Source organism: Streptomyces sp. NPDC055099 (assembly GCF_053607685.1).
In genome coordinates this window covers 879,016-900,741 of record NZ_JBSGUA010000001.1, presented here as the reverse complement: position 1 = coordinate 900,741, position 21,726 = coordinate 879,016, and the positions used below count along the sequence as shown (strand labels likewise).

Genomic DNA, 21,726 nt, shown 5'->3' with positions numbered 1-21,726 from the left:
CGATGTGCGGCTTATCGGCGAATGAGTGACATGGATTTGTCGATAAGCCCGGTTCTGAAAGGTTGTTGGCGATAACGATTCCGAGTCGGATCGGTTATCGAACGGTAGGACGGGGGACCGTGGTGTGCCGTGTCCCTAGGATGCCGAAGGTAGCTCACGGGGCAGTTGGTAGTGGATGCCACGCAGGTGGCAGGTGATTCTGCCCCTTCAATCTGCTGGCGGGACCACCCCCCTCGACGTGAACGGGTCCCGTCCGGAGGGGAATTCTGTGTCTTTTGCACGTTCAGTGGTGTCCGCGTTCTCGGCGCTGTCGGCGTTCCCGGCGGGTTCGTCGCCGTCCGAGGGCCGTGCGTGCTCTGCCCCGTCCCGGGGGAGACGGGGCGCCGCGCGCCTCGCCGCGGTGACGCTGGCGACCGGTGCCCTCGCGGCGGGTGCGATAGCCACCGCGGGTCCCGTCGCCGCGGAAGAGGTTCCGCAGCACCAGGGCGGAGCCGTCGCGACGCTGGGCGGGCTTCAGACGTACGAGCAGGCCGTCATCCGGGAGAACGGGACGAGCCAGCAGGTGCCCGCCGGGCTCTTCGAGATGTCCGTGGACGGCGGCGGCACCCTGCAGACGTACTGCGTCGACATCCAGAACCCCACGCAGAAGGACGCGAAGTACCAGGAGACCCCCTGGAGCGGCACTTCGCTGAACAGCAACAAGGACGCGGGCAGGATTCGCTGGATCCTGCAGCACTCCTACCCGCAGGTGAACGACCTCGCGGCGCTGGCCCATAAGGCGGGCGCGCGGGCGCTCACCGAACAGGAGGCGGCCGCCGGCACCCAGGTGGCGATCTGGCGCTACTCGGACGGCGCCGAGGTGGACGCGGTCGACCCACAGGCCGAGAAGCTCGCGGACTACCTCTACAAGAACGCCCGCGGCGCGGCCGAGCCCAGGGCTTCGCTGACCCTTGATCCGCCCGCGGTCTCCGGACGCGCGGGGGAGCGGGTCGGTCCGGTCACCGTGCGGACGGACGCGGACGCCGTGTCCGTGACCCCGCCCGCGGACGCGGCGACGAGCGGGGTGAAGATCATCGGCAAGAACGGCAAGCCGGTCACCTCCGCGGCCAACGGCAGTCAGCTGTTCTTCGACATCCCTGAGGACGCCCCCGACGGTTCGGCGGCGCTCGCCGTGCAGGCGTCGACCACGATCCCGGTCGGCCGGGCCTTCGCCTCCGAGACGCGGAGCCAGACGCAGATCCTCGCGGGCTCCAGCGAATCCACGGTCTCCGCCACGGCGAGCGCGACCTGGGCCAAGAAGGGCGCGATACCGGCACTGTCCGCCGAGAAGAACTGCGCCAAGAACGGCGTGGACATCACGGCGAGCAACAAGGGCGACCGGCCGTTCACCTTCCGCCTCATGGGCCTGAAGCACACCATCGAGGCCGGCACATCGCGGACGGTGACGATCCCGCTGCAGGAGGACCAGGCCTACGACTTCACGATCAAGGGCCCGAACGGCTACGAGAAGCGCTTCAAGGGCGTACTCGACTGCCGTACGGAGGCCAGCGCGATCGGCAACAAGGCGGAGCCGGTCTCCGACCCGAGCCCCGCGTCGGCAGGCGGCACGAGCACAGGCGGCGGCGACCTCGCGGAAACGGGCGGCTCCAGCGCGACCCCGATGATCGCCGGAATAGCGGTCCTGATGGTGGTACTGGGCGCAGCGGCAATGTTCCTCCTCCGCAAGAAGCCCACCCCCACCACCACGGACCCAGAGCCGACGCCCGAGGACTGAGCAGGGTCAAGACGCCCCCTCGAAAACCGAACCCCCAAGACGAGCGCCCGGAGCCCACAACTACCGGGCGCTCGTCCGTTCGTAGACCCGCCCTGTACCGGGGTGCCGTGAGTGTTCCCGGCATGACGGAACCTTGCGGAAAGAGCGCACGGGCGGCTCGCCTCCGCCGATAATGGACCTCGAGACCGACGGCACCGTCTGCCGACGAAAAGCAGTCTGCAGCCTGATGACCGTGGTGCCTGTGGGGCGGAGGGGTGGAGTGTCGATGAATGAGATCGGACTCGGAGAAGCCATCAAGGCCCTTCGCGAGGAACTGACCGAGGCCAAAGGGGAAGGCGAGGGGTCGTGGATGCGATTCCAGGTCAGTCCGGTCGATCTGGAACTGCAGTTGGTGGTGACGAAGAACGCCCAGGGAAAGATCGGCTGGAAGGTGCTGGAGGCGGGCGGATCCGTTGACTCCGAGAGGACGCAGAAGGTCAGCTTGACGCTGACTCCACAGTGGTGGAATGCCTCGGAGGGGGATTACACCGACCGGTGGCTGGTCGGGGGCGAGGCCCCGGCAGGGCATACCAGCCCCGTCCCTCCCGCCCACGGTCGAAACCAGCTGCCGGAGGTCGACTCCGGCCCTGAGGACGAGGACTAGGCCTCAGTCGAAGGCCGGGGAGCGCAGAGATCACACGGGGGTGAGCGGTGATCTTCAAACAAGTTCCGCTGGAGCGGGTGACCGCTGTGGTCGCGGAGTTGCCCGACGGGCGAAAAAGATGGGGATCAGGGTTCCTCGTTACGCCCACCGAAGTACTGACCGCGTGGCATTGCACGGTGGACGACCCCAACCGGGGCAAGACGCCGCGTCTGGAAGTGCGCCGCTGGGCGCGGAACGAATGGCAGACCGCCCCGGTCGCCCGCGTCACCGCATCTCACGGAGCCGCGTTCGTGCACGGCAGCTGGGGCTTGGACGTGGCGCTGCTCACCCTGGAGGACGTGCCCTGGGCGGGCGCAGACTGGGGCCCTCCCCTGTTCGCGCGCGTCGATCGCAGCCAGTCCGGGGAACTGACCGACTGCGTGGTGATCGGCTACCCGATGTACATGCTGGAGCCGGACATGGACGTGCGGTCGGCCGAGGTGCGCGGCTTCATCCGGCAGGGCGAGGGCGGAGGTGCCGGGGCCGACTTCCTTGTCCTGCGAGACGAAAAGCTCGGGGCGGTGCAGCCTCCGCGGCACGTCGGTCGCGAGCAGACCACGCGAACGTCGCCGTGGGGCGGCCTGTCGGGGGCGCTCGTCTTCCACCAGGGATACGCCTTGGGGCACGTGGTCCAGCATCGGCCTTACCTGGGCAACAACCCGCTTGTCGTGGTTCCGGTCGACCGGCTCGCACGCGCCCGCGGCACACGCGCCCGGCTGATCGCGACCGCGCTCGGCGTCAATGACCAGAATGCGGTACCGATTGCGACCGGGGCCGCGGAGGAACTGTCCGGGTTGGTCGAATTGCTGGGTCAGCACGGCGATCTGCCTGTGGTGGCCGACCTGACCCCGTACCAACTTGGGGCCGACCCAACCGAGTACGGCGACAGCCATCGGCACGGTGACCACGATCCGTACGTGCCGCGCACCGCCCGGCAGGTAGACCGACGCCTGCTTGAGGCTCTGGCGAGCCCGGGCCAACTGGTGCTCCTGGTAGGCCCGTCCAAGGCAGGCAAGACCCGCACCGCGTTCGAGGGCCTCCGCGTGGTCTGGCCGCAAGCCCGCCTCGCGAAACCTGACCCGGCTCGACTGGCAGACCTGATCGCACACCCCCGTATCGCGGCCAGCACGTGGCCCTTGGTGATCTGGCTGGATGACCTGCAGCGCTACCTGGTCGGCGAAAGCGCCCTGACGCCGACCAGGCTGACGGAACTGGGCAAGCGGCCGGGGCCCACGATCGTGCTGGCGACGCTCCGGCAGGAAGAGCGGGCCCGGCTCAACGAGCACGCGGATCTGACGCCAGGAACCCGTCAGCTTCTCGACAACGCCGCGCCCACGACCATTGCACTCAAGCCGACCAGCGCGGACCCGGAAGAACAGGCTGCCGCTGCCGCCAGCTACCCCAACCTGGATCTGACCCGGTACGGCCTGGCCGAACAACTGGCGGGCGCGCCTGCCCTGCTGCGTCAGTACACGGACGCGTTCCCGGTGTTGCGCGCGGTGCTCCAGGCAGCGATCGACTGGGAACGCATCGGCGTACCGCACCCTGTACCGGAGCATGTCCTCAGAGACCTGGCCAAGGAGTACGTACGGGAGATCGCAGGCCACCTCGATCCCGAGGCTGCGGAGTTCACCCATGCCATCAAGGAAGCCCGGACTCCGCCGCAGGATCCGGATGGCCGGACCACAGGGCGAGTAGCCGCTCTGCTCGTCGAGCGTCCGGATGACATGACGTGGCGGTATGTCCCGTACCCCTACTTGGTCGATCATGACGACGGCCGGAGTGGCGAATCCCGTCCGATACCCAACTGGTTCTGGAGTCGTGGGCTTTCCGCGACCGACGCAGACAGCACTGCCGCCCTGATCGGCACTGCCGCTTACAACCGCGGAAACGTCGAGATGTCGTTGGCGGCTCTCTTCATTTCCGCTGAAGCGGGCGATGCACTTTCGATGCGGAATCTTGGCTGGCTTTTCGCCAACGAGACTTCACCCATCGATCTGGATCTGGCTCGTCGCTGGTATCAGCGAGCCATTGATCGAGGCAATGCGTCAGCCATGCGAAGTTACGGGGTGCTCCTGGAGAGCAAAATCGACCCGCCGGATCTGGACGGTGCTGAGAGTTGGTACCGCAGGGCGGCCGATGCTGACCACGTCGATGCCATGAACGACCTGGGGAATCTGCTGTCGCTCCGGCGCGATCCGCCGGACTTGGATGGTGCCGAGAAGTGGTTGCGCAAGTCCGCTGCCGCCGGCCATGTCGACGCCATGGCCAACTTGGGCTATCTGCTGTCCCTTCGGCGGGTTCCGCCGGACTTGGACGGCGCCATGGAGTGGTATCGCAAGGCAGGCGCCGCCGGACACGCCGATGCCATGTTCAATCTGGCGAACCTCTTGTCCGATCAGCTTGATCCGCCGGATCTGGAGGGTGCTCAGGAGTGGTATCTGAAGGCCGCCGCCGCTGATCACGTCGGTGCCATGTTCAACCTGGGCCACTTGTTGTCCAACGGACTTGATCCGCCGGACTTGGACGGCGCCATGAATTGGTATCGAAAGGCCGCCGCGGACGGACACAGCGGGGCCATGAACAACATGGGCTATCTGCTGTCCGAAGAGTTTGATCCGCCGGACTTTGACGGTGCTCAGGAGTGGTATCGAAAGGCCGCCGCCGCGGGTGACACCGATGCCATGAACAACCTCGGCAACCTGCTGTCCGACAAGCTTGATCCGCCGGATCTGGAAAGTGCTCAGGAGTGGTATCTGAAGGCCGCCGCCGCTGATCACCTCGGTGCCATGTTCAACCTGGGCCACCTGTTGTCCAACGGACTTGATCCGCCGGACCTGGACGGCGCCATGAATTGGTATCGAAAGGCCGCCGCGGACGGACACAGCGGTGCCATGAACAACATGGGTTATCTGCTGTCCGACAAGCTTGATCCGCCGGATCTGGAAGGTGCTCAGGAGTGGTATCGAAAGGCCGCCGCCGCAGGTGACACCGATGCCATGAACAACCTCGGCAACCTTTTGGTCACCCAGCTTGTCCCGCCGGACCTGGACGGTGCCATGAATTGGTATCGAAGCGCCGCCGCCGACGGACACACCGAGTCCATGAACAGCCTGGGACATGTTCTGGCCGAAAAGTTTGACCCGCCGGATTTGGACGGCGCTCAGGAATGGTATTTGAAGGCGGTCGCCGCCGGAAGCGAGAATGCCATGTTCAACCTGGGTTATCTGCTGTCCACCCAGCTCGATCCCCCGGACCTGGACGGCGCCCAGGAGTGGTACCAGAAGGCCGCCGCTGCCGGTAACACCGACGCCTACCTCAACCTGGGCCATCTGCTGTCCAGCCTGCTTGATCCGCCGGATACAGAGGCCGCTGAGGCGTGGCTCGGCAAGGCCGCAGACTCCGGAAGCACTGATGCCGTGTTCCAACTGGGTGTCCTGCGGGCGCGGCGAGGAGACCAGGCCGGCACTGTCGAGGCATGGCGGACGGTCATCGACAGGTCTGACGGAACGAATGAACTGATCGGAGCGGCACTTCTCGGCCTGGCCGCACTCGCCACCTTAGACGGACGCTGGGACGAGGCACGCGAACTGCTGGAGGCCGCCGACACCCGTGGGTTCCCCATCGCCGCCCGATGCAGCACCCTCCTCGATCCGGCCCCGGAGAGGCGCCGAACCGCCTGCGAAGCCCTGAGACAGGAAGAAGGAGACACAGACGCGCTGAACTTCGTCGGCCTGGCACTCCATGCAGTCGGCGATGGCACAGCCGCCAGGGACCACTGGACCAGATCGGCCGACGCGGGCGACACCGTCGCCCCGTTGCTGCTATCTCTCACCGGCGAACAGTGAAGTCTCACGCCTGGAGTACCGCAGGGTGACAGCCAGTGGCGACGCAACTACCCAAGCCGCTGGTAAACGCCCAGGTCACGGCCCCCCAGCCATACTGGTTTCCCCCGGTAGGTGGCCGTCAGGCAAGATGGGGTGTATCTGCCCACTCACTGATTGCCGGACGGTTTCTCTTGGCTGAGTACATCTACACCATGCGCAAGACGCGCAAGGCGCACGGCGACAAGGTGATTCTCGATGATGTCACCTTGAGCTTCCTCCCTGGCGCGAAGATCGGTGTCGTGGGCCCCAACGGCGCCGGTAAGTCCACGGTGCTGAAGATCATGGCCGGTCTCGAGCAGCCGTCCAACGGTGACGCCTTCCTCTCGCCCGGCTACAGCGTCGGCATCCTCATGCAGGAGCCGCAGCTCGACGAGAGCAAGACCGTTCTGGAGAACGTCCAGGACGGCGCCGCCGAGATCATGGGCAAGCTCAAGCGCTTCAACGAGGTCGCCGAGCTCATGGCGACCGACTACTCCGACGCGCTCATGGAAGAGATGGGCAAGCTTCAGGAGGACCTGGACCACGCCAACGCGTGGGACCTCGACGCCCAGCTCGAGCAGGCCATGGACGCCCTCGGCTGCCCGCCCGGCGACTGGCCCGTCACCACCCTCTCCGGTGGCGAGAAGCGCCGCGTCGCGCTCTGCAAGCTCCTCATCGAGGCGCCCGACCTGCTGCTCCTCGACGAGCCCACCAACCACCTCGACGCCGAGTCGGTGAACTGGCTGGAGCAGCACCTCGCCAAGTACGCCGGCGCAGTCGTCGCGGTCACCCACGACCGGTACTTCCTCGACAACGTCGCCGAGTGGATTCTCGAGCTCGACCGCGGCCGCGCCCACCCCTACGAGGGCAACTACTCCACCTACCTGGAGAAGAAGGCCACGCGTCTCAAGGTCGAGGGCCGCAAGGACGAGAAGCGCGCCAAGCGCCTCAAGGAAGAGCTCGAGTGGGTGCGGTCCAACGCCAAGGGGCGTCAGGCCAAGTCCAAGGCGCGTCTGGCGCGCTACGAGGAGATGGCCGCCGAGGCGGACAAGATGCGGAAGCTGGACTTCGAGGAGATCCAGATCCCGCCGGGCCCGCGTCTCGGGTCGATCGTCGTCGAGGTCGAGAATCTGTCGAAGGCCTTCGGCGACAAGGTTCTTGTCGATGACCTGAGCTTCTCGCTGCCGCGTAACGGCATCGTCGGCATCATCGGTCCGAACGGCGCGGGCAAGACCACGCTGTTCAAGATGATCCAGGGTCTCGAAGAGCCGGACTCCGGCAGCATCAAGATCGGTGACACGGTCAAGGTCAGCTACGTCGACCAGGGCCGCGCCAACATCGACCCGAAGAAGACCCTCTGGGCCGTCGTGAGCGACGAGCTCGACTACATCAACGTCGGGCAAGTTGAAATGCCTTCGCGGGCTTACGTCTCCGCCTTCGGGTTCAAGGGTCCGGACCAGCAGAAGCCGGCCGGAGTGCTCTCCGGTGGTGAGCGCAACCGCCTCAACCTGGCGCTGACCCTCAAGGAGGGCGGCAACCTGCTCCTCCTCGACGAGCCGACGAACGACCTCGACGTCGAGACCCTGTCGTCGCTGGAGAACGCGCTGCTCGAGTTCCCCGGTGCGGCCGTGGTCATCTCCCACGACCGGTGGTTCCTCGACCGAGTCGCCACGCACATCCTCGCCTACGAGGGCGAGTCCAAGTGGTACTGGTTCGAGGGCAACTTCGAGTCGTACGAGAAGAACAAGGTCGAGCGTCTGGGCGCCGACGCGGCCCGTCCGCACCGCGCCACCTACAAGAAGCTCACCCGAGGCTGAGACCGTCATGAGCCGGCATATCTACAGCTGCCCCCTCCGGTGGTCGGACATGGATGCCTTCGGGCACGTCAACAACGCCGTCTTCCTGCGGTACTTGGAAGAGGCGCGGATCGACTTCATGTTCCGGCTCGCACCGGGGGACGGCAGCCCGTCGTTCTCGGGCGGGTCCGTCGTGGCCCGCCATGAGATCGACTACGTACGGCCGTTGGTCCACCGGCACTCGCCGGTGACCATCGAGTCGTGGGTGACGAAGATCGGCGCGGCCTCGCTCACCATCTCGTACGAGGTCAAGGACCCCGACCAGGTGTACGTGCGGGCCTCGACGATCGTCGTCCCGTTCAACCTGGAGGCGCAGCGCCCGCGGCGGATCACCGCCGAGGAGAAGGCCGTCCTCCTGACCTACATGGACGACGACGGCGACGCCGCCGGAAGTTCGGAGGCGCTCGTCGCATGACGGCGCAGCTGCACTTGGCCGACGCCGGGGAGGCGGGCGATCTCGCCGCCTTCCTGGCCCGGCTCATCCATTACGACAAGGCAGCGGCGGTCCGGCTGCAGGCGGCGGGCGACACGCTCGCGGTCTTCGGCAGGCCGCCGTCGTTCGAGGTGCTCGCCATCCGTACGGCGCGCCTCGCGAAGCCGTACGAGCACGGGCTCGACGCCTCCCTCGACGTCACCGTCTCCGCCGGTGAACTCCTCGAATCCGTGGGGGAGTCGGCGGAGTCCGTCGCGTCGGCCGGAGTGGTCCTCGTGCCGCAGGCCGTGACCGGGCCGCCGTGGGCCGGTGTGCTTCCGCCGCGCGGCGGCTGGCAGCCCGAGCGCGGGCTTCCGCAAGCGGACGCGGTGCGGGGCCTCGTGGCGGCCGCGGTCGCCGAATTCAAGTCGCGGGTCGAGGAGTTGCCGCAGGAGCGGCGGGTGCGGGCCGAACTCGACCGGCTGGGGCGGGAGATCTGGTCCCGGACCATCGGGGACACGGGCCTGCCCGTGCGGGCCGCGCATGCCGCGCAGGCCCTGGGGTTCTTGCGGGGGGACACGCTCGACCTGCTGTCCTCCGGACCGTGGCTGCGGCTGCGCACCAGTTACGGGTCGATCGCCGTGCGCCGGTCCGGTGCCGGCGGCCTCTCGGTGACCCCGGCCTAGGGTCCTTCCACAGGGTCACCGAAAGGCGCGCCGAGAGCCGTCAGCCCTCGGAGTTCACCATGGATGCCGCCGCGTACGTCAGGTAGTTCCACAGCGTCCGCTCGTGCTCCTCGGAGAGCTTCAGCTCCTCGACGGCGGCACGCATGTGCTTCAGCCAGGCGTCGTGCGCGGCCTTGTCGACGGTGAACGGGGCGTGGCGCATCCGCAGCCGGGGGTGGCCGCGGTTGTCGCTGTACGTGCGGGGGCCGCCCCAGTACTGCATCAGGAAGAGCGCGAGGCGCTCCTCGGCAGGGCCCAGGTCCTCCTCGGGGTACATCGGTCGCAGCAGCGGGTCCTCCGCGACCCCCTGGTAGAAGAAGTGCACCAGGCGCCGGAAGGTCTCCTCGCCGCCGACCTGTTCGTAGAAGGTCTGCTCTTGAAGCGTGCCGCGCGGGATCTCTATCACACCGTCCATGGTCTCAGACGGGACGACCGAGGACGGAAGACTTAGGACCGCCACCGGCCACGGGAGCGCGACCGCCGGCCACTGGACCGCGATCATCCGGCCTCCGGGCCGCGTCCGTCGGCCTCCGGACCGGGACCGATCTCCACCGGACCGGGACCGATCTCCTCCGGATCGGTACGTCCTGCCGCTCGCATCGCGGGCCATACCGCAGCACAGTGGCTATATGGGACCCACAGTCGACCCGCTCCTCGCCGCCGAGGCCGGAGCCGCCCTGGTGCGCGAGATCGAAGCAGGCGGCGCCTGGGCGCGGGACCCCGGACTGCGCGCCGCCTTCGAACAGGTCCCGCGGCACCTGTTCGTGCCGTACTACTACGTCACGTCATCGGGCGGCGGACACGAACGCCTCTGGGGCGAGGACCCCGACCCCGCGCGCCGGGCACGCTGGCTGCGCGGCGCCTACGCGGACGTCCCGCTCGCCACCCGCGTACGGGACGGGGAGCTCCTCTCGTCCAGCAGTCAGCCCTCCCTGATGGCGAAGATGCTGGACGAGCTGGATCTGCGGGACGGGGACTGCGACGTCCTGGAGATCGGCGCGGGCACCGGCTACAACGCGGCGCTCCTCGCCCACCGGGTCGGCCAGGAGCACGTCACCACCGTCGACCTGGACCCGGAGATCACCGAGTCCGCGCGGCGGCATCTGACGGCCGCGGGGTACCACCCGGCCGTGGTCACCGGTGACGGGACCGCGGGGTGCCCCGAGCGCGCTCCGTACGACCGGATCATCGCGACCTGCACCCTGGCCTCGCTGCCGCGGCCCTGGCTGGCCCAGTGCCGCCCCGGCGCCCGCATCCTGGCCCCGCTGGCCACCGGCCTGATCGCCCTCACGGTGCGGGACGCCGAGCACGCGGAGGGCCGCTTCCTGCACACTCCCGCGTACTTCGTGCCGCTGCGGGGCGGCGGCAGAAGGGCCCCGCACGAGCAGCACCTCGGGGGGCTGCCGCGCAGGGCCCTGCAGAACGAGCTCTTCCGCTTCCTGCTGGAGCTGACCGCGGGCAGCCTCGACCCGTATGAGGCCCTCGCCCTGTGGCAGCGCGAGGACCGGCCGGTGCGCGAGCGGTTCGGGGTCACCGTCAGCGGGCCGCACGAGTGGGCCTGGCTGGACGACCCCGATGGGCCGTACGCCTGGCCTCTCGCATGAGGAAACCCCGACCGGACGACTCAGCCTCAGCTGTGGCGGATCGTGATCGTCGTCCAGGCGCCCACGTGCACCCGGTCGCCGTCCTGGAGCGGCACGGGGACGAACGGCTGGATGGGCTCCTCGCCGTTGTTGACCGTGGTGCCGTTGGTCGAGTTCTGGTCGACGACCGCCCAGCTGCCGTCCGGCTGCTGGACCAGGACCGCGTGCTGGTGCGAGACGCCCGGGTCCTCCGGCGGCACCGACAGGTCGATGTCCGGGGTGTCACCGGTGGAGTGCCGGCGGCGGCCGATGGTGATCTGGTTGCCGGCCAGCGGACGCTGCTGCTCGGGCGAGTACGCGGGCAGGTTCAGGCCCGACGCCTCGGGACCGCTGCGGTGCATCATCGCCATGAAGTACTCGCGGTCCGGGCCGATCGTCGCCGACCAGGAGACCGTGCCGGTGCTGGGCCCTGGCACCGCCTGATAGCCGGGAGGCCCCTGCGGCGCCTGCGTCTGCTGAGGCGGCTGGGCCTGCTGCTGACCCCACTCGCCCTGCTCGGGAGCCTGCGGAGCGCCCGGGCCCGGAGCGGACGTACCAGGAGCGCCGGGACCCGGGGAGGACGACGAGGGCGGCGGGAGCACCCAGTCGTCGTTGCCACCGCCGAAGGACGGGCCGCCGGGACCCGGACCGGGAGGCGGCGGGGTGCCCGTCTCCTGCGGGAAGGCGGGCGGAGCCGGCGGACCCTGCTGCTGGAACGACTGCGGGGGCCGGCCCGACGGGTCGCCGCCGTAGGGCGGCGGGGGTGCCTGACCGGACGGGTTGCCGTTGTCGAACGGCGGGATCGGCTCGGCGGGCCGGTTCATCTGCGAGGGCCGCGAGCCCTGGTAGCCGAACGGGTCCTGGCCGGGCTGGGTGCCGTGCGGCGGCCGGCCGGGCGGCTGCTGGAACTGCTGCGCCGGGTTCGGCGTCGGCGGGTGCGGGGCGGCCGGGGTGTACGAGGTGGCCGTGTTCGTCAGGAAGTTCCAGCGGCACTCCTCGCAGAACGGCGCGTTCGCCTCGCGGGGCGTGCGGCACTGCGGGCAGAGCTCGGGCTCGGCGGCCTGGTCGGGCACGGCCGACGGGTGCGGGTGCCCCGGGGTCTGCTGGGGGTATCCGTATCCGCCGTTCTGGCCGGGGCCCGGCGGCGGGTAGCCGTAACCGGGAGCGGCCGGGGGCGGGGGCGGCGGGGGCACGGCACCGGCCATGCGGTGACCGCAGACCTCGCACCAGTCGTCGGAACCCGACTGGTGTCCGTTCGGGCAGGTCGGCATGTCGGCGCTTCCCCCTCTCCTTCTCCGGCCCTGAGGGCCGTACGTGCTGCTATGGGGCTGTTAAGGGTATGGCTGCTGCTACTTCTTCACGCGAACGGTTTTCGTCGACCGTGTCTCGAGAGTCATCTCGTCGGCCTCGGCAACCCTCGCCTTCAATCGAACAGTACCTGCCACGGCATCGACCACGTCGACCACCTTCGAAAGCAGCTTCGCGGTGTCCTCGTTGCCCGAGGCGCTGGCGAGCTGGACGGCACGGCCCAGTTTGGCCGTGGCTCCGTCCATATCTCCCGACTTGCGCGCGTCGAGCCCCTGCTGGATCACCTGGGCCAGTTCCGCCTGGCCGGTGTAGTGCGCCACCTGCGGGTTGATCGACGTCGACGCGGCCATGTCGTCCGTCCACACGGCCCGCACCAGGCCCTGCGAGAGCGTCTGGGCGCTGCCGTCCGGCTGCGGCACGATCAGCGAGACACGGGCCGCGAGCATCTCCTGGCCGAGCTCGGCGTTCGGCACCTCGACACAGATGTGGTAATCGCGGGACTCGTCGCCCCAGGACCCGGTGGGATAGTCGCCGGCGCGCGGCCCCGCCTCCGTGCGACGGTCGGTCAACTCCTCGACCGTGGGCGCCACTTGCTTGACGAACTTGATCTCCGCACCCAGCGGAGTCCAGAGCCGCAGGCTGACGTCGGCGACCTCCTTGCCCATCGCCGCCTCCATCATCTGCGTGAAGTCGGCGGCCAGGCCCGAGGGGTCGGCGACGATGTCGGCGGTGCCCAGGAGGGCGGACGCGATGCCCGTGACCTCTTTCACCTCCCAGTCGGTGCCGACACCGCGGGCGTCGCAGGTGAAGCGGCCCGCGCAGGCGTCGAGGGAGGCCTGGAGGTCCTCGGGTGACTCGTGTTCATTGCGGCCGTCCGTCAGGACGATCCCATGCCGGATCGAGACATCGGCCGAGGCCAGCAGCCGGTCGGCCAGGCGCAGCCAGGTGCCGATCGCCGTGCCGCCGCCCGCGCTGAGCTTGCGCAGCGCCTGCTTGGCCTGCTCCCGGGTGGCCGCGTCCGCGACCGCGAGGCGGCCGTTGCCCGGATAGACCTCCTTGGCGACATGGGTGCCGCCGATCACCGCGAAGTGGACTCCGTCACGTACGGCGTCGATGGCGGCGGCCGTGGCGTCGCGGGCGCCGCGCATCTTCGTCGGCGGGTAGTCCATCGAGCCCGAACAGTCGACCATGATCGCCACGGCCGCGTCCGGGGTCTGCCCCATCGAGTAGAGGTGCGGGGCGCTCACCGCGGACCCCACCGTGCCACCGCCCGTCGAGGTGACCGTGGCGATCGCGTTGACCTCGCGGCCGCCCTCCGGGAGGTACTCGTTCTGGTAGACGTCGACCGAGAACTGCGGCACGTTCGACTTCGAGAAATTGGCCATGGATTTCTGCTCCCCCTAGACGTTCCCGCCGGCTTCCCCAAGCCGGCGGGTGACACGTGCGCGTGGCAGGCCCCGCCCAGGGGGCCGTCACTAGGCGGATCCTGCCCCTTGCGGCACGAGACGGAACGGCAGAATCGCCACTGTTACGTTGTCGTGGCCCCCGCCGTCCAGTGCGTGGCCGACCAGGACCTGGGCGCTGTGCAGCGGGCGCTCGGCGGAGTCGACGGGCACGGCCCGTGCCATGTCCTCCACCGCTTCCGCGTAGTTCCAGAGCCCGTCGGTGCATACGACCACTACACCCGCACGGTCCGGCTTGAAGGAAGCGGTGTGCGGCTCCAGTTCGTACGCGTCGGCGCCGAGCCAGCCCGTGATGGCGTGTGCGCGCTCGTCCGCGTACGCCTCCGCCTCGTTCATCAGACCCGCCGCCACCATCTGCGCGGCCCACGAGTCGTCCTCGGTGAGGCGGGCCGTCGGGCCGCTGCGGTCGTCCGGGACCCAATAGGCGCGGCTGTCGCCGACCCAGCCGACGACCAGCAGACCACCGGCGACGATCGAGCCGACGAGGGTGCACGCGGGGGCGTTCTGGTGCGGGGAGTGCTCCCTGGCCTGAGTGGGCTCGGCGGCAAGGGCGTTGACGGCGTCGGACGCCGCGAGGATCGCGTCGTGCATGGCCTGCTGCGGGTGCGTGCCGAGCGGCAGCGCGGCGAGCAGCGATTCGTTCGCCGCGCGTGAGGCGGCGAGCGAGGCCTCGTCGGGGCGGGTCGCGGACGAGACGCCGTCGCAGACGATCGCGACGACGGCGGGGGAGCCGTCCGGCAGCGCGGTCGACGAGATGGCGAACGCGTCCTCGTTGCGGTGGTGGCGAAGGCCCCGGTCGCTGACCGCGGCGACCGCGTCGAGTTCCTGCTCCATGTGGTCGCGCTCGCGCGGCTGCGCGTGCCCGCAGTTCTCGCAGTACCCGTCCGGGTCCACGCGGCCCGAACGGCACGCCACGCAGAGCTTGGTGCCCGCGGGCGGCGTGGGGTCGGGCAGGGCCGTGCGGGGGTCGGCGGGCTCGGGCTCCGGCTGGGCGCCGGGGGCCGGCAGGGGGTACTCGTCCGGCTCGGCGGGGCGGGCCGCGGGGGCGTCCGTCCGTACCTGCCCCGCGTTCGGGGAGAGTTCACCGCCCGACGACTCGGTGACCGGCAGATCGGTGGGCAGGTGCGCGGGCACCGGCATGTCGGAGCTGTCCACGTCCGGGGCGACGGGCCACTGCGACGGCGCCCCGGAGGACGGCGCCGGAGACGAGCCGTTCATCGCGACGGTGGGACGGTCGTCGGACCCGGCCGGCCGCGCCGACAGGTCGTAACCGCACGCGCCGCAGAACAGGTCACCCGCTTCCAGCGGTTCTTCGCAGCCGGGGCACGTGGAACCTGCCCCGGCAGTCTGCTGGTGCATCTGCGACATCTTCACACCCACGTCCGAGGGCGGAAACGGTTGGCCCGCTCCACCAGTTCGATCCTTTCCTCGCCACCCTGTGCGAGCCGGGCAAGCGTTCGGTACGAGCGCTCCAGGCCGAACCGGAGGCCGCGCTCGTCCAGGTCGCTGCCGAGCAGCACGGTCCGCGAACCGCCTGCCGGTGCAGCGGGTGCTGCCGGCGGGGCGGAAGCGTGACCAGGGTGCCTACCGGAGAGTACCCAGTCCAGCGCGGTGCCGAGGACCTCGGTGGAGAGCCGCTCGCGGCGCACCGCGTCGAGGCCGAAGCCCGCGAGGGCCTCCACCTGCCCCGCCGCGGCCGTCAGATCGTCGAGGAAGAGCGCGCCGGGTGACGGCGCGGTGTCCAAGGTCATACGGTGCCGCAGCCTCGCCCGCACCGCCGCGACGCGGGCCGCGGTGTAGTGGATCGAGGCCTCCGGCACCGACTCCAGGGTGTGCACGGCACCGCGCCGGTCACCCGCTGCGAGCTGCACCCGGGCCAGGCCGAACGCGGCGCTGACGTAGCTCGGGTCGGTGGCCCACACGAGGCGGTAGTACTCGGCGGCGTTGTCCAGTTGCTCCAGGACCTCCGCGCAGACGCCGAGGGCCAGCTTGGGGGCGGGCTCGCCGGGGAACGCGTCGTACACCGCGTCGAAGGACAGTGCCGCGCTCTCGTGGTCGCCGGTCGCCAGCGAGGCGACGCCTCGGTACCAGACCACCCGCCAGTCGTCCGGATGTTGTATCTCCAGCTCGGTCAACGCCTGTGCGGCGGGCTCCGGTTCACCCATGGCGAGGCGGGCCCGAAGGCCGCGCAGCCGCAGCTCCACCGAGTCGGTGGGCGCGGCCCGCAGCGCGGTGATCAGCTCGGCGGGCGCGGACGCCATGAGCCCGGCGAGGAACCCGGCGTTCGGGTCGTCCGGGTCGACGCGCGGCACCGGCAGGGCGAGCGCCGTCGCGGGGGCGTCCAGCGGCCGGACGATGCGGGCCGGGGGAGCGGCGGGCGGCACGGGCGGCGCGGTGATCGCCGGGGTGCCGTTGGCCGAGCCCTGGCCGTTGCCCGCGCCTTGGCCGTTGCCCGAGGTCAGTTCCGCGCGCCCCTTGCGCCGTCCCAGGGGCAGCGCACGTGCCCCGAAGTGCGAGACATCGCCGGTCAGTTCGGCGAACAGCTCGGTGTCCGTGACCTTCACCTCGGGCCCGAAGAGCGTGGAGAGCGCGGGACGCGGCCGCCCGGTCTGGAGGGCCACGACCTCTCTCAGGACACCGGTGAGCTGCTCCGCCATCTCCTGCGCCGAGGCGAACCTGCGGGCCGGGTCCGGGTCGGTGGCGCGCACGAGGAGACGGTAGAACGACTCGTAGGTACGGAAGACCTCGATGTTGTCGGGGTCCGGCAGGGAGTCCACGAAAACGTTCGTGTAGCCCTGGAAGTCGAAGGTGAGCACGGCCAGGGTGCGCGCCACGGTGTAGAGGTCGGAGGCCACCGACGGGCCCAGCTCGGCGACTTCGGGGCCCTGATAGCCGACTGTGCCGTAGATCGCCGACTCGTCGTCGTCCATGCGGCGGACCGCGCCCATGTCGATCAGCTTGAGCTGGTCCTCGGTCTGGATCGCGTTGTCGACCTTGAAGTCGCAGTACAGGAGATTGCGGCTGTGCAGATGGCCGAGGGCCTCAAGGGCCTCGATGCCGAACGCGCAGGCCTGCTCCACGGGCAGCGGGTCGCGCTTGCCCTGCGCCGTGCGGCGTTCGTTGGCGATCTCCTTGAGGGACTTGCCGCCGACGTACTCCATGACGATGTAGCCGTCCATGGAGCCCGTGCGCTGGTCGAGGTGCTCGACGAAGTTGTAGATGCGGACGATGTTGCTGTGCTCGATCTCGGCGAGGAAGCGGCGCTCGGAGATCGCGGCGGCCATCGCGTCCTGGTCACCCGTGTCGAGCAGGCCCTTGAGGACCACCCAGCGGTCGGAGACCGCGCGGTCGACGGCGAGATAGACCCAGCCGAGTCCGCCGTGCGCCAGACAGCCCACGACCTCGTACTGACCGTGCACGATGTCGCCGGGGTTCAGCTTCGGCACGAACGAGTACGGGTGGCCGCACTTGGTGCAGAACCCCTCGGTGCGCCCCGGCCGGTCGCCGCGCGCGCGGCCCACCGGCGCCCCGCAGTCGGAACGGGAGCAGAAGCGCTTGCGCTCGGGGACCTCGGGGTTCTTCTGCACCGCCTGGCGCGGATCGGGGCGCGGCACCTCGGGCACGAGGACCAGGCCCACGCCCAGCCTGCTGCGGGCGGAGGTGCCGGCGGACGGCCCTGAGCTGCGCACCGAGACCGAGCGGGACGTGGAGCTGCCGGAGAGGGAGCGCGAGAGCCGCCCCGACACCGATCTGCGCGAGGACTGGGACCGCGACGAGCGGGAGGAGGCACGCGAACTGGACCGGGAGCTGCTGCTGCCCGAGCCCTTGCCGCCGCCGGTGATGCCGGTCGGGGGAGAGGACACCAGGCCGGTCGGGGAGACGACCGGGGCCAGGCCGCAGGTGTCGCAGTACAGCTCGCCGCCGCCCACGTCCTCGTACGACCCCGTGCATCCGGGTCGCTGGCACTTCTGCTGCTCACTCATGCTTCCCCCCTCCGGTCGGTGGGACCGCCCTGTTGCGGGACCCTCGATGCGAGGACTTCGGCCGCCGCCTGCTGATAACGAAGCACCGCCTGTTCGGCGACGCGCAGATCGCAGGGCGCGCTCCACAGCATCCGGCGCGCCGCGTCGTACCGCTCGACCAGGAGCGGGTCCTCCGCGTGGCCCAGGCGGGAGACCTTGGCCTTGTAGGCGTCCAGGCGGCCCCGCAGCTCCGCGCGGACCGCGAGGGGCTGGGTGACGGCCGTCAACGACTCACGGGCGCGCATGAGTTCGTCCTCGGCCTTCTCCTCCAGGGACTCCAGGAGCGGGGACAGGCGGTGCCACTGGGCGTGCCTGCGGTAGTCGGACGCCATCGCGAGCTGCTCCTGCAGCGCGGTCGAGGGACCGCTGACGGCGGGCACCTCGGATGCCGCGATCTTCGCGAGGACCTCGCCGCGCGCCGAGCGTGCCTCGGCCAGGGTGCGGTCCGCACGCGAGAGCACGTCCCGGAGCCTGCCCAGCCGCAATTCCGCGTCCTGCCGGACGGTGAGCACCGCGTCGATCTCGCGGCGTACGTCCTCCAGGGCGCGGGCCTCGCGGTCGTACCGCTCGGTGTGCGGACGGCCGCCGCCGGGGGCCGAACTGCCCTGTGCGGGCTGCCAGAAGGCCAGCGGGTCGGACACGACCTGCTCGCGCAGGAGCGTCAGCTCCGACGTGATCCGCTCCAGGTCGTCGCCCGCCGGGTGCTCGCCCGGCCGTACTCCCACGGAGTGGGCGAGCCGGCGGGTGCGGTGCAGTTCGGCGGCCAGCAGGTCGATCCGGGCGGGCAGCGCGGACCAGACCGCGTCGGCTGCGACGACCATGTCGAGCGAGTGCGCGTACAGGTCGTTCATCCGGGTGACGAGGTCGATGAGCGTGAAGCGCTCGGTGAGCTTGGCGGGGCCGGTGATCGAGGCCGACGGCGCGGGGGCGGCGCCGCCGGCGACGGTGACGCTCTCACCGCGCAGCAGCTCGGTCAGCTCCACCAGATCGTCCCGGTTGGGCCAGCGTCTGCGGGCCCGCACCTCGTGCGCCGTGCGCAGGGCGGCGGCATACGCGTCGAAGTACGCCCAGAGCAGGGTGATGCGCTGTTCGGTGGTCTGCCAGCGCTCCTGTGTGGTGCCGGTGAGAGCGGCGCCTTCGAGGAGCCGGCGGCCCGCGTGATCCTGGAGGGCGAGCAGCGAGGTCTCGATCGCCTCGTGCTCCGCGTCGAGGCGCGCCAGCGCACGGTCCACCTCGTCCCGGTCCATCACCGGACCGGGGGGTCCCGCGACGCTCATCGATCACCTCTCCGCTCTGCGTTGCCGTACATGTCAGGATCAGTCGCTGTACTTCGGTGCGGGCGGTCCCGCCGATTCGCCGAGGCCCGGCTTCAGCCACTTGTCGTACGACTTCTGCCAGCCGTTCTTGTCGTCGCGGTAGTCCTCGAGGACTTGGTTGACCCGTCGCACCAGGTCGTCCCCGCCGTTCTCCGGCTTCTTCATCGCCACGCCGTAGTACTCGGTGTTGAGCGGTGCGTCGCCCTTGAGTTCGACCGTCGGGTCCTGCGCGGCCTGGCTCGCGGCGAGCGCGCTGTCGGTCACGACGGCGTCCACCTCGCCGAGCTGGAGCCTTACCAGGCAGTCGAGTTGGTTCGGCACCGTCGTACCGATGTCGGCATCCAGGCCCTTCTTCTTGAGCTCCTCCAGCTGGGTCAGTGCCGTGGAACCCTTCGCGGAGCAGACCTTCTTGCCGTCCAGCGAGTCGTCGAACCCGGTGATGTCCGAGGACTTGGGGGCGAGGACCTGCTGTCCCGTCTTGAAGTACGCGGTGGAGAAGGTGACGTCCTTCTCCCGCTCGCAGGTGATCGTCATGGTGCGCACGACCATGTCGACCTGGCCGCTCTGTATCGCCTTCACACGCTGGTTGGTGGGGATGGCGCGGAACAGGACGGCGTCGCGGTCGCCGAGGATCTCCTCGGCGATCTTGTGGGCGAGGTCGATGTCGAAGCCTTCGAGCGTCCCCGTCTTCTTGTTCGGGTCGCGGTAGCCCCAGCGGTAGCTGTTCTGGTCGACGCCGACGATGAGCTTCTTCACGTCGCGCTTGCGGATGGCCTCGATCGTCGGGCCGCCCTTGTCGTCCGGCGAAAGGCTCTCCTCCGGGGCCTCGCACTCCTCGGCACGCGCGGGCGCGGCCGCCGACGAGCCGTGGCCGGCCCGGCTCCCGTCCTTGCCGGAGCCGTCCGCGCCGCCCGCCTCCGGCAGCACGAGCACGAGGGAGCCCGTGAGCGCGCAGGCCACCGCCATGGCGGCAGCTCCACCCCAGCCGCGCATCCTCGCCAGTCCTCGCGTACGCATCGTCCGCTCGCCCCCTCTCACCTGTACTCCGACAGCCTGCGCCCGACGCCGAGCACGGCGCCCACCGCGGCGAGCACCGCGAGCACGGCGGCGCCCACCGGGAGCCCGCTCATCGCTCCCTTGCCGTCCTTCGCGGCCTGCTGGAACTCGGCCCGCTCGTGCGTCAGCGCCGCTTCGAGTGCTTCGTCGACGTTGTCGAAGCACTCACCGGTGGGCTCGTCGTCCTTGTCGCCGACGACCTTGGCGAGCGCGCCCTTGTAGTCACCCGCGTCGTCGCTGTCCCGCGCGGTCTTGTGCCGGTCCTTCCAGACCGACACGTTCTTCGCGGCCTCCCTGACGGGGTTCTCGCCCGCGTAGTTGTCGGCCACGTCCACGGCCTTGCCGAGCAGACCGCTGTCGGCGCTGCCGAGCTGCTTCATCTGTGCCTGGTAGGCGACGTCGAACTTGTCCTTGATCTCCTTCTCCGCGCCCACCTCGACGGTCTCCGCGCCCCGGCTGACCAGCGTGAGGTTTTCGTTGCTGCGGGCCTTGAGGGAGCTGATGCGGGCGTCGTTCAGGACGTTCAGGGACTGCACGCCGTTGTCGTACGAGTCGTTGAGGCCCGAGCGCGCGAAGGTGTGACCGGCGACGAGCCAGAGGAGGACCACCGTGGCCGCGGCGGTCGCGGCGACCAGGCCGTGGTTGAACACGCGGTTCGTGCGGTGGTAGTTGCGGCGCTGGGCCCAGACCAGGACGCCGAGCGCGAGCAGGCCGAGCGCGATGGCGAACCAGGGGTACGGCTTCGCGTCCTCGTAGTCCCTGTTGAGCCGCTGCTTCTCCGCGGTGTAGAGCTGCTCGGCGGCCGGGAGCATCTCGGTCTGCATCTTGTCGTTCGCGTACCGCAGATAGGCGCCGCCGAGCGGCAGGCCCTGGCGGTTGCTCGCGCGGGCGCGCTCGATCAGGCCGGTGTACTCGGGGAGCAGCTTGTTCAGCTTGCTCACCGAGGCGGCGGCCGACGAGCCCGAGCCAGCGTTCGACGCGGCGTTCGCCAGCTTCTCGGAGGCCCGCTCGATGTCGGCCTTGTACCGGTCGCGCACCTCGGCGGGCTCCTGGCCGCCCGCCAGGAAGCCGCTGGAGGCTGCCGTGTTGGCGTCGGCGAGGGAGCGGTAGATGGCGGCGGCGTCGTCGCTCAGCGGCTGGCTGCGGTTCAGGACGCTGTCCGCGGCGGCCGCCCGGTCGGACATCTGCCAGGTGGTGATCGCGCCGAACGCCACGACGAGCAGGGCGAGGAGGGCGCCGATGATCCGCAGCTTGCCCGGTTCCGTCGTCGCCGCCGCGCGCAGCCGGTCCCGGCCCTCGATCCACGCGGGCCTGCGGGGCGCGGCGCCCGGCACGGCCTGTGCGGACGGCGCGGGGTCCGGCCCTGCCTGCGGCGGGACGACGGGCATCGTCGGCGCGGCCTGTCCCGGCGGCGCGGCGCTGCCGTTCGGCGGGTGTGTCACCTCGACCTCGACCTCCCCCTTGGTCATCGGACGTTCACTTCCGCCCGGAGTGCGCGGTGCGGGAAGAAGTGCACGGCGGCAAGTATCGCCGCAGGGACCGACATCCGCACAGGTCTTGACTGGATCTTGTTCTGATCGCCGCGTCGGTAGACCTGTCCGGATCATGCGAATCCTGTCCGGAT

15 protein-coding genes are annotated in these 21,726 nt (G+C 69.9%); 7 read left to right on the top strand and 8 right to left on the bottom strand.

The genetic code is table 11. The features are described from left to right. Positions 1-406 precede the first annotated feature (406 nt). The 6 genes from ACWFRU_RS03980 (at position 407) to ACWFRU_RS03955 (ending at position 9,276) form a co-directional block, all read left to right on the top strand. Positions 407-1,774: a Cys-Gln thioester bond-forming surface protein gene (locus tag ACWFRU_RS03980; RefSeq protein WP_453684534.1), complete on the top strand. Its 1,368-nt coding sequence runs from the start codon at positions 407-409 to the stop codon at positions 1,772-1,774. 172 nt (positions 1,775-1,946) lie between these two features. Then, a complete protein-coding gene (locus tag ACWFRU_RS03975; protein ID WP_453684325.1) occupies positions 1,947-2,417 on the top strand; it encodes a trypco2 family protein in 471 nt (156 codons plus the stop codon). 47 nt (positions 2,418-2,464) lie between these two features. After that, the gene (locus tag ACWFRU_RS03970) at positions 2,465-6,304 is read left to right on the top strand and encodes a trypsin-like peptidase domain-containing protein (protein WP_453684323.1); all 3,840 of its coding nucleotides are present in this window, start codon (positions 2,465-2,467) and stop codon (positions 6,302-6,304) included. Positions 6,305-6,474: 170 nt separating this feature from the next. Beyond that, a complete protein-coding gene (ettA, locus tag ACWFRU_RS03965; protein ID WP_453684321.1) occupies positions 6,475-8,139 on the top strand; it encodes an energy-dependent translational throttle protein EttA in 1,665 nt (554 codons plus the stop codon). A 7-nt stretch (positions 8,140-8,146) separates the two neighbouring features. Next, the gene (locus ACWFRU_RS03960) at positions 8,147-8,593 is read left to right on the top strand and encodes an acyl-CoA thioesterase (RefSeq protein WP_453684319.1); all 447 of its coding nucleotides are present in this window, start codon (positions 8,147-8,149) and stop codon (positions 8,591-8,593) included. Next, positions 8,590-9,276 carry a hypothetical protein gene (locus ACWFRU_RS03955; RefSeq protein ID WP_453684317.1) on the top strand — a complete coding sequence of 229 codons (687 nt, stop codon included), beginning with the start codon at positions 8,590-8,592 and terminating at the stop codon, positions 9,274-9,276. The genes ACWFRU_RS03960 and ACWFRU_RS03955 overlap by 4 nt, the downstream gene beginning before the upstream one ends. 40 nt (positions 9,277-9,316) lie before the next feature. On the opposite strand, the gene ACWFRU_RS03950 is transcribed toward ACWFRU_RS03955, so the two are convergent. Continuing rightward, positions 9,317-9,730 carry a globin gene (locus ACWFRU_RS03950; RefSeq protein WP_363309520.1) on the bottom strand — a complete coding sequence of 138 codons (414 nt, stop codon included), beginning with the start codon at positions 9,728-9,730 and terminating at the stop codon, positions 9,317-9,319. Positions 9,731-9,944: 214 nt separating this feature from the next. On the opposite strand from ACWFRU_RS03950, the gene ACWFRU_RS03945 reads away from it, so the two are divergent. Further along, positions 9,945-10,919 carry a methyltransferase domain-containing protein gene (locus tag ACWFRU_RS03945; protein ID WP_453684315.1) on the top strand — a complete coding sequence of 325 codons (975 nt, stop codon included), beginning with the start codon at positions 9,945-9,947 and terminating at the stop codon, positions 10,917-10,919. 26 nt (positions 10,920-10,945) lie between these two features. Here ACWFRU_RS03945 and ACWFRU_RS03940 read toward each other — a convergent pair whose 3' ends face one another. From ACWFRU_RS03940 to ACWFRU_RS03910, 7 genes are all read right to left on the bottom strand, one after another. Further along, complete coding sequence (locus ACWFRU_RS03940) at positions 10,946-12,208, bottom strand: FHA domain-containing protein (RefSeq protein WP_453684314.1); 1,263 nt, start codon at positions 12,206-12,208, stop codon at positions 10,946-10,948. Between the two features lie 78 nt (positions 12,209-12,286). Beyond that, entirely contained in the window at positions 12,287-13,630 is a 1,344-nt protein-coding gene (locus ACWFRU_RS03935; RefSeq protein WP_453684312.1) for a VWA domain-containing protein, read from the bottom strand. Positions 13,631-13,720: 90 nt separating this feature from the next. Next, entirely contained in the window at positions 13,721-15,076 is a 1,356-nt protein-coding gene (locus ACWFRU_RS03930) for a protein phosphatase 2C domain-containing protein (RefSeq protein ID WP_453684310.1), read from the bottom strand. Positions 15,077-15,078: 2 nt separating this feature from the next. Next, positions 15,079-17,691 (bottom strand): tetratricopeptide repeat protein, encoded by a 2,613-nt coding sequence (locus tag ACWFRU_RS03925; protein ID WP_453684308.1) that lies wholly within the window; start codon positions 17,689-17,691, stop codon positions 15,079-15,081. Further along, positions 17,688-19,007 (bottom strand): hypothetical protein, encoded by a 1,320-nt coding sequence (locus ACWFRU_RS03920; RefSeq protein ID WP_453684306.1) that lies wholly within the window; start codon positions 19,005-19,007, stop codon positions 17,688-17,690. Before ACWFRU_RS03920 ends, ACWFRU_RS03925 begins: the two co-directional genes overlap by 4 nt. Positions 19,008-19,046: 39 nt before the next feature. After that, positions 19,047-20,063, bottom strand: a complete 1,017-nt coding sequence (locus ACWFRU_RS03915) for a glutamate ABC transporter substrate-binding protein (protein WP_453684305.1) — start codon at positions 20,061-20,063, stop codon at positions 19,047-19,049. Between the two features lie 17 nt (positions 20,064-20,080). Further along, a complete protein-coding gene (locus tag ACWFRU_RS03910) occupies positions 20,081-21,544 on the bottom strand; it encodes a hypothetical protein (RefSeq protein WP_453684532.1) in 1,464 nt (487 codons plus the stop codon). Positions 21,545-21,726 lie beyond the last annotated feature (182 nt).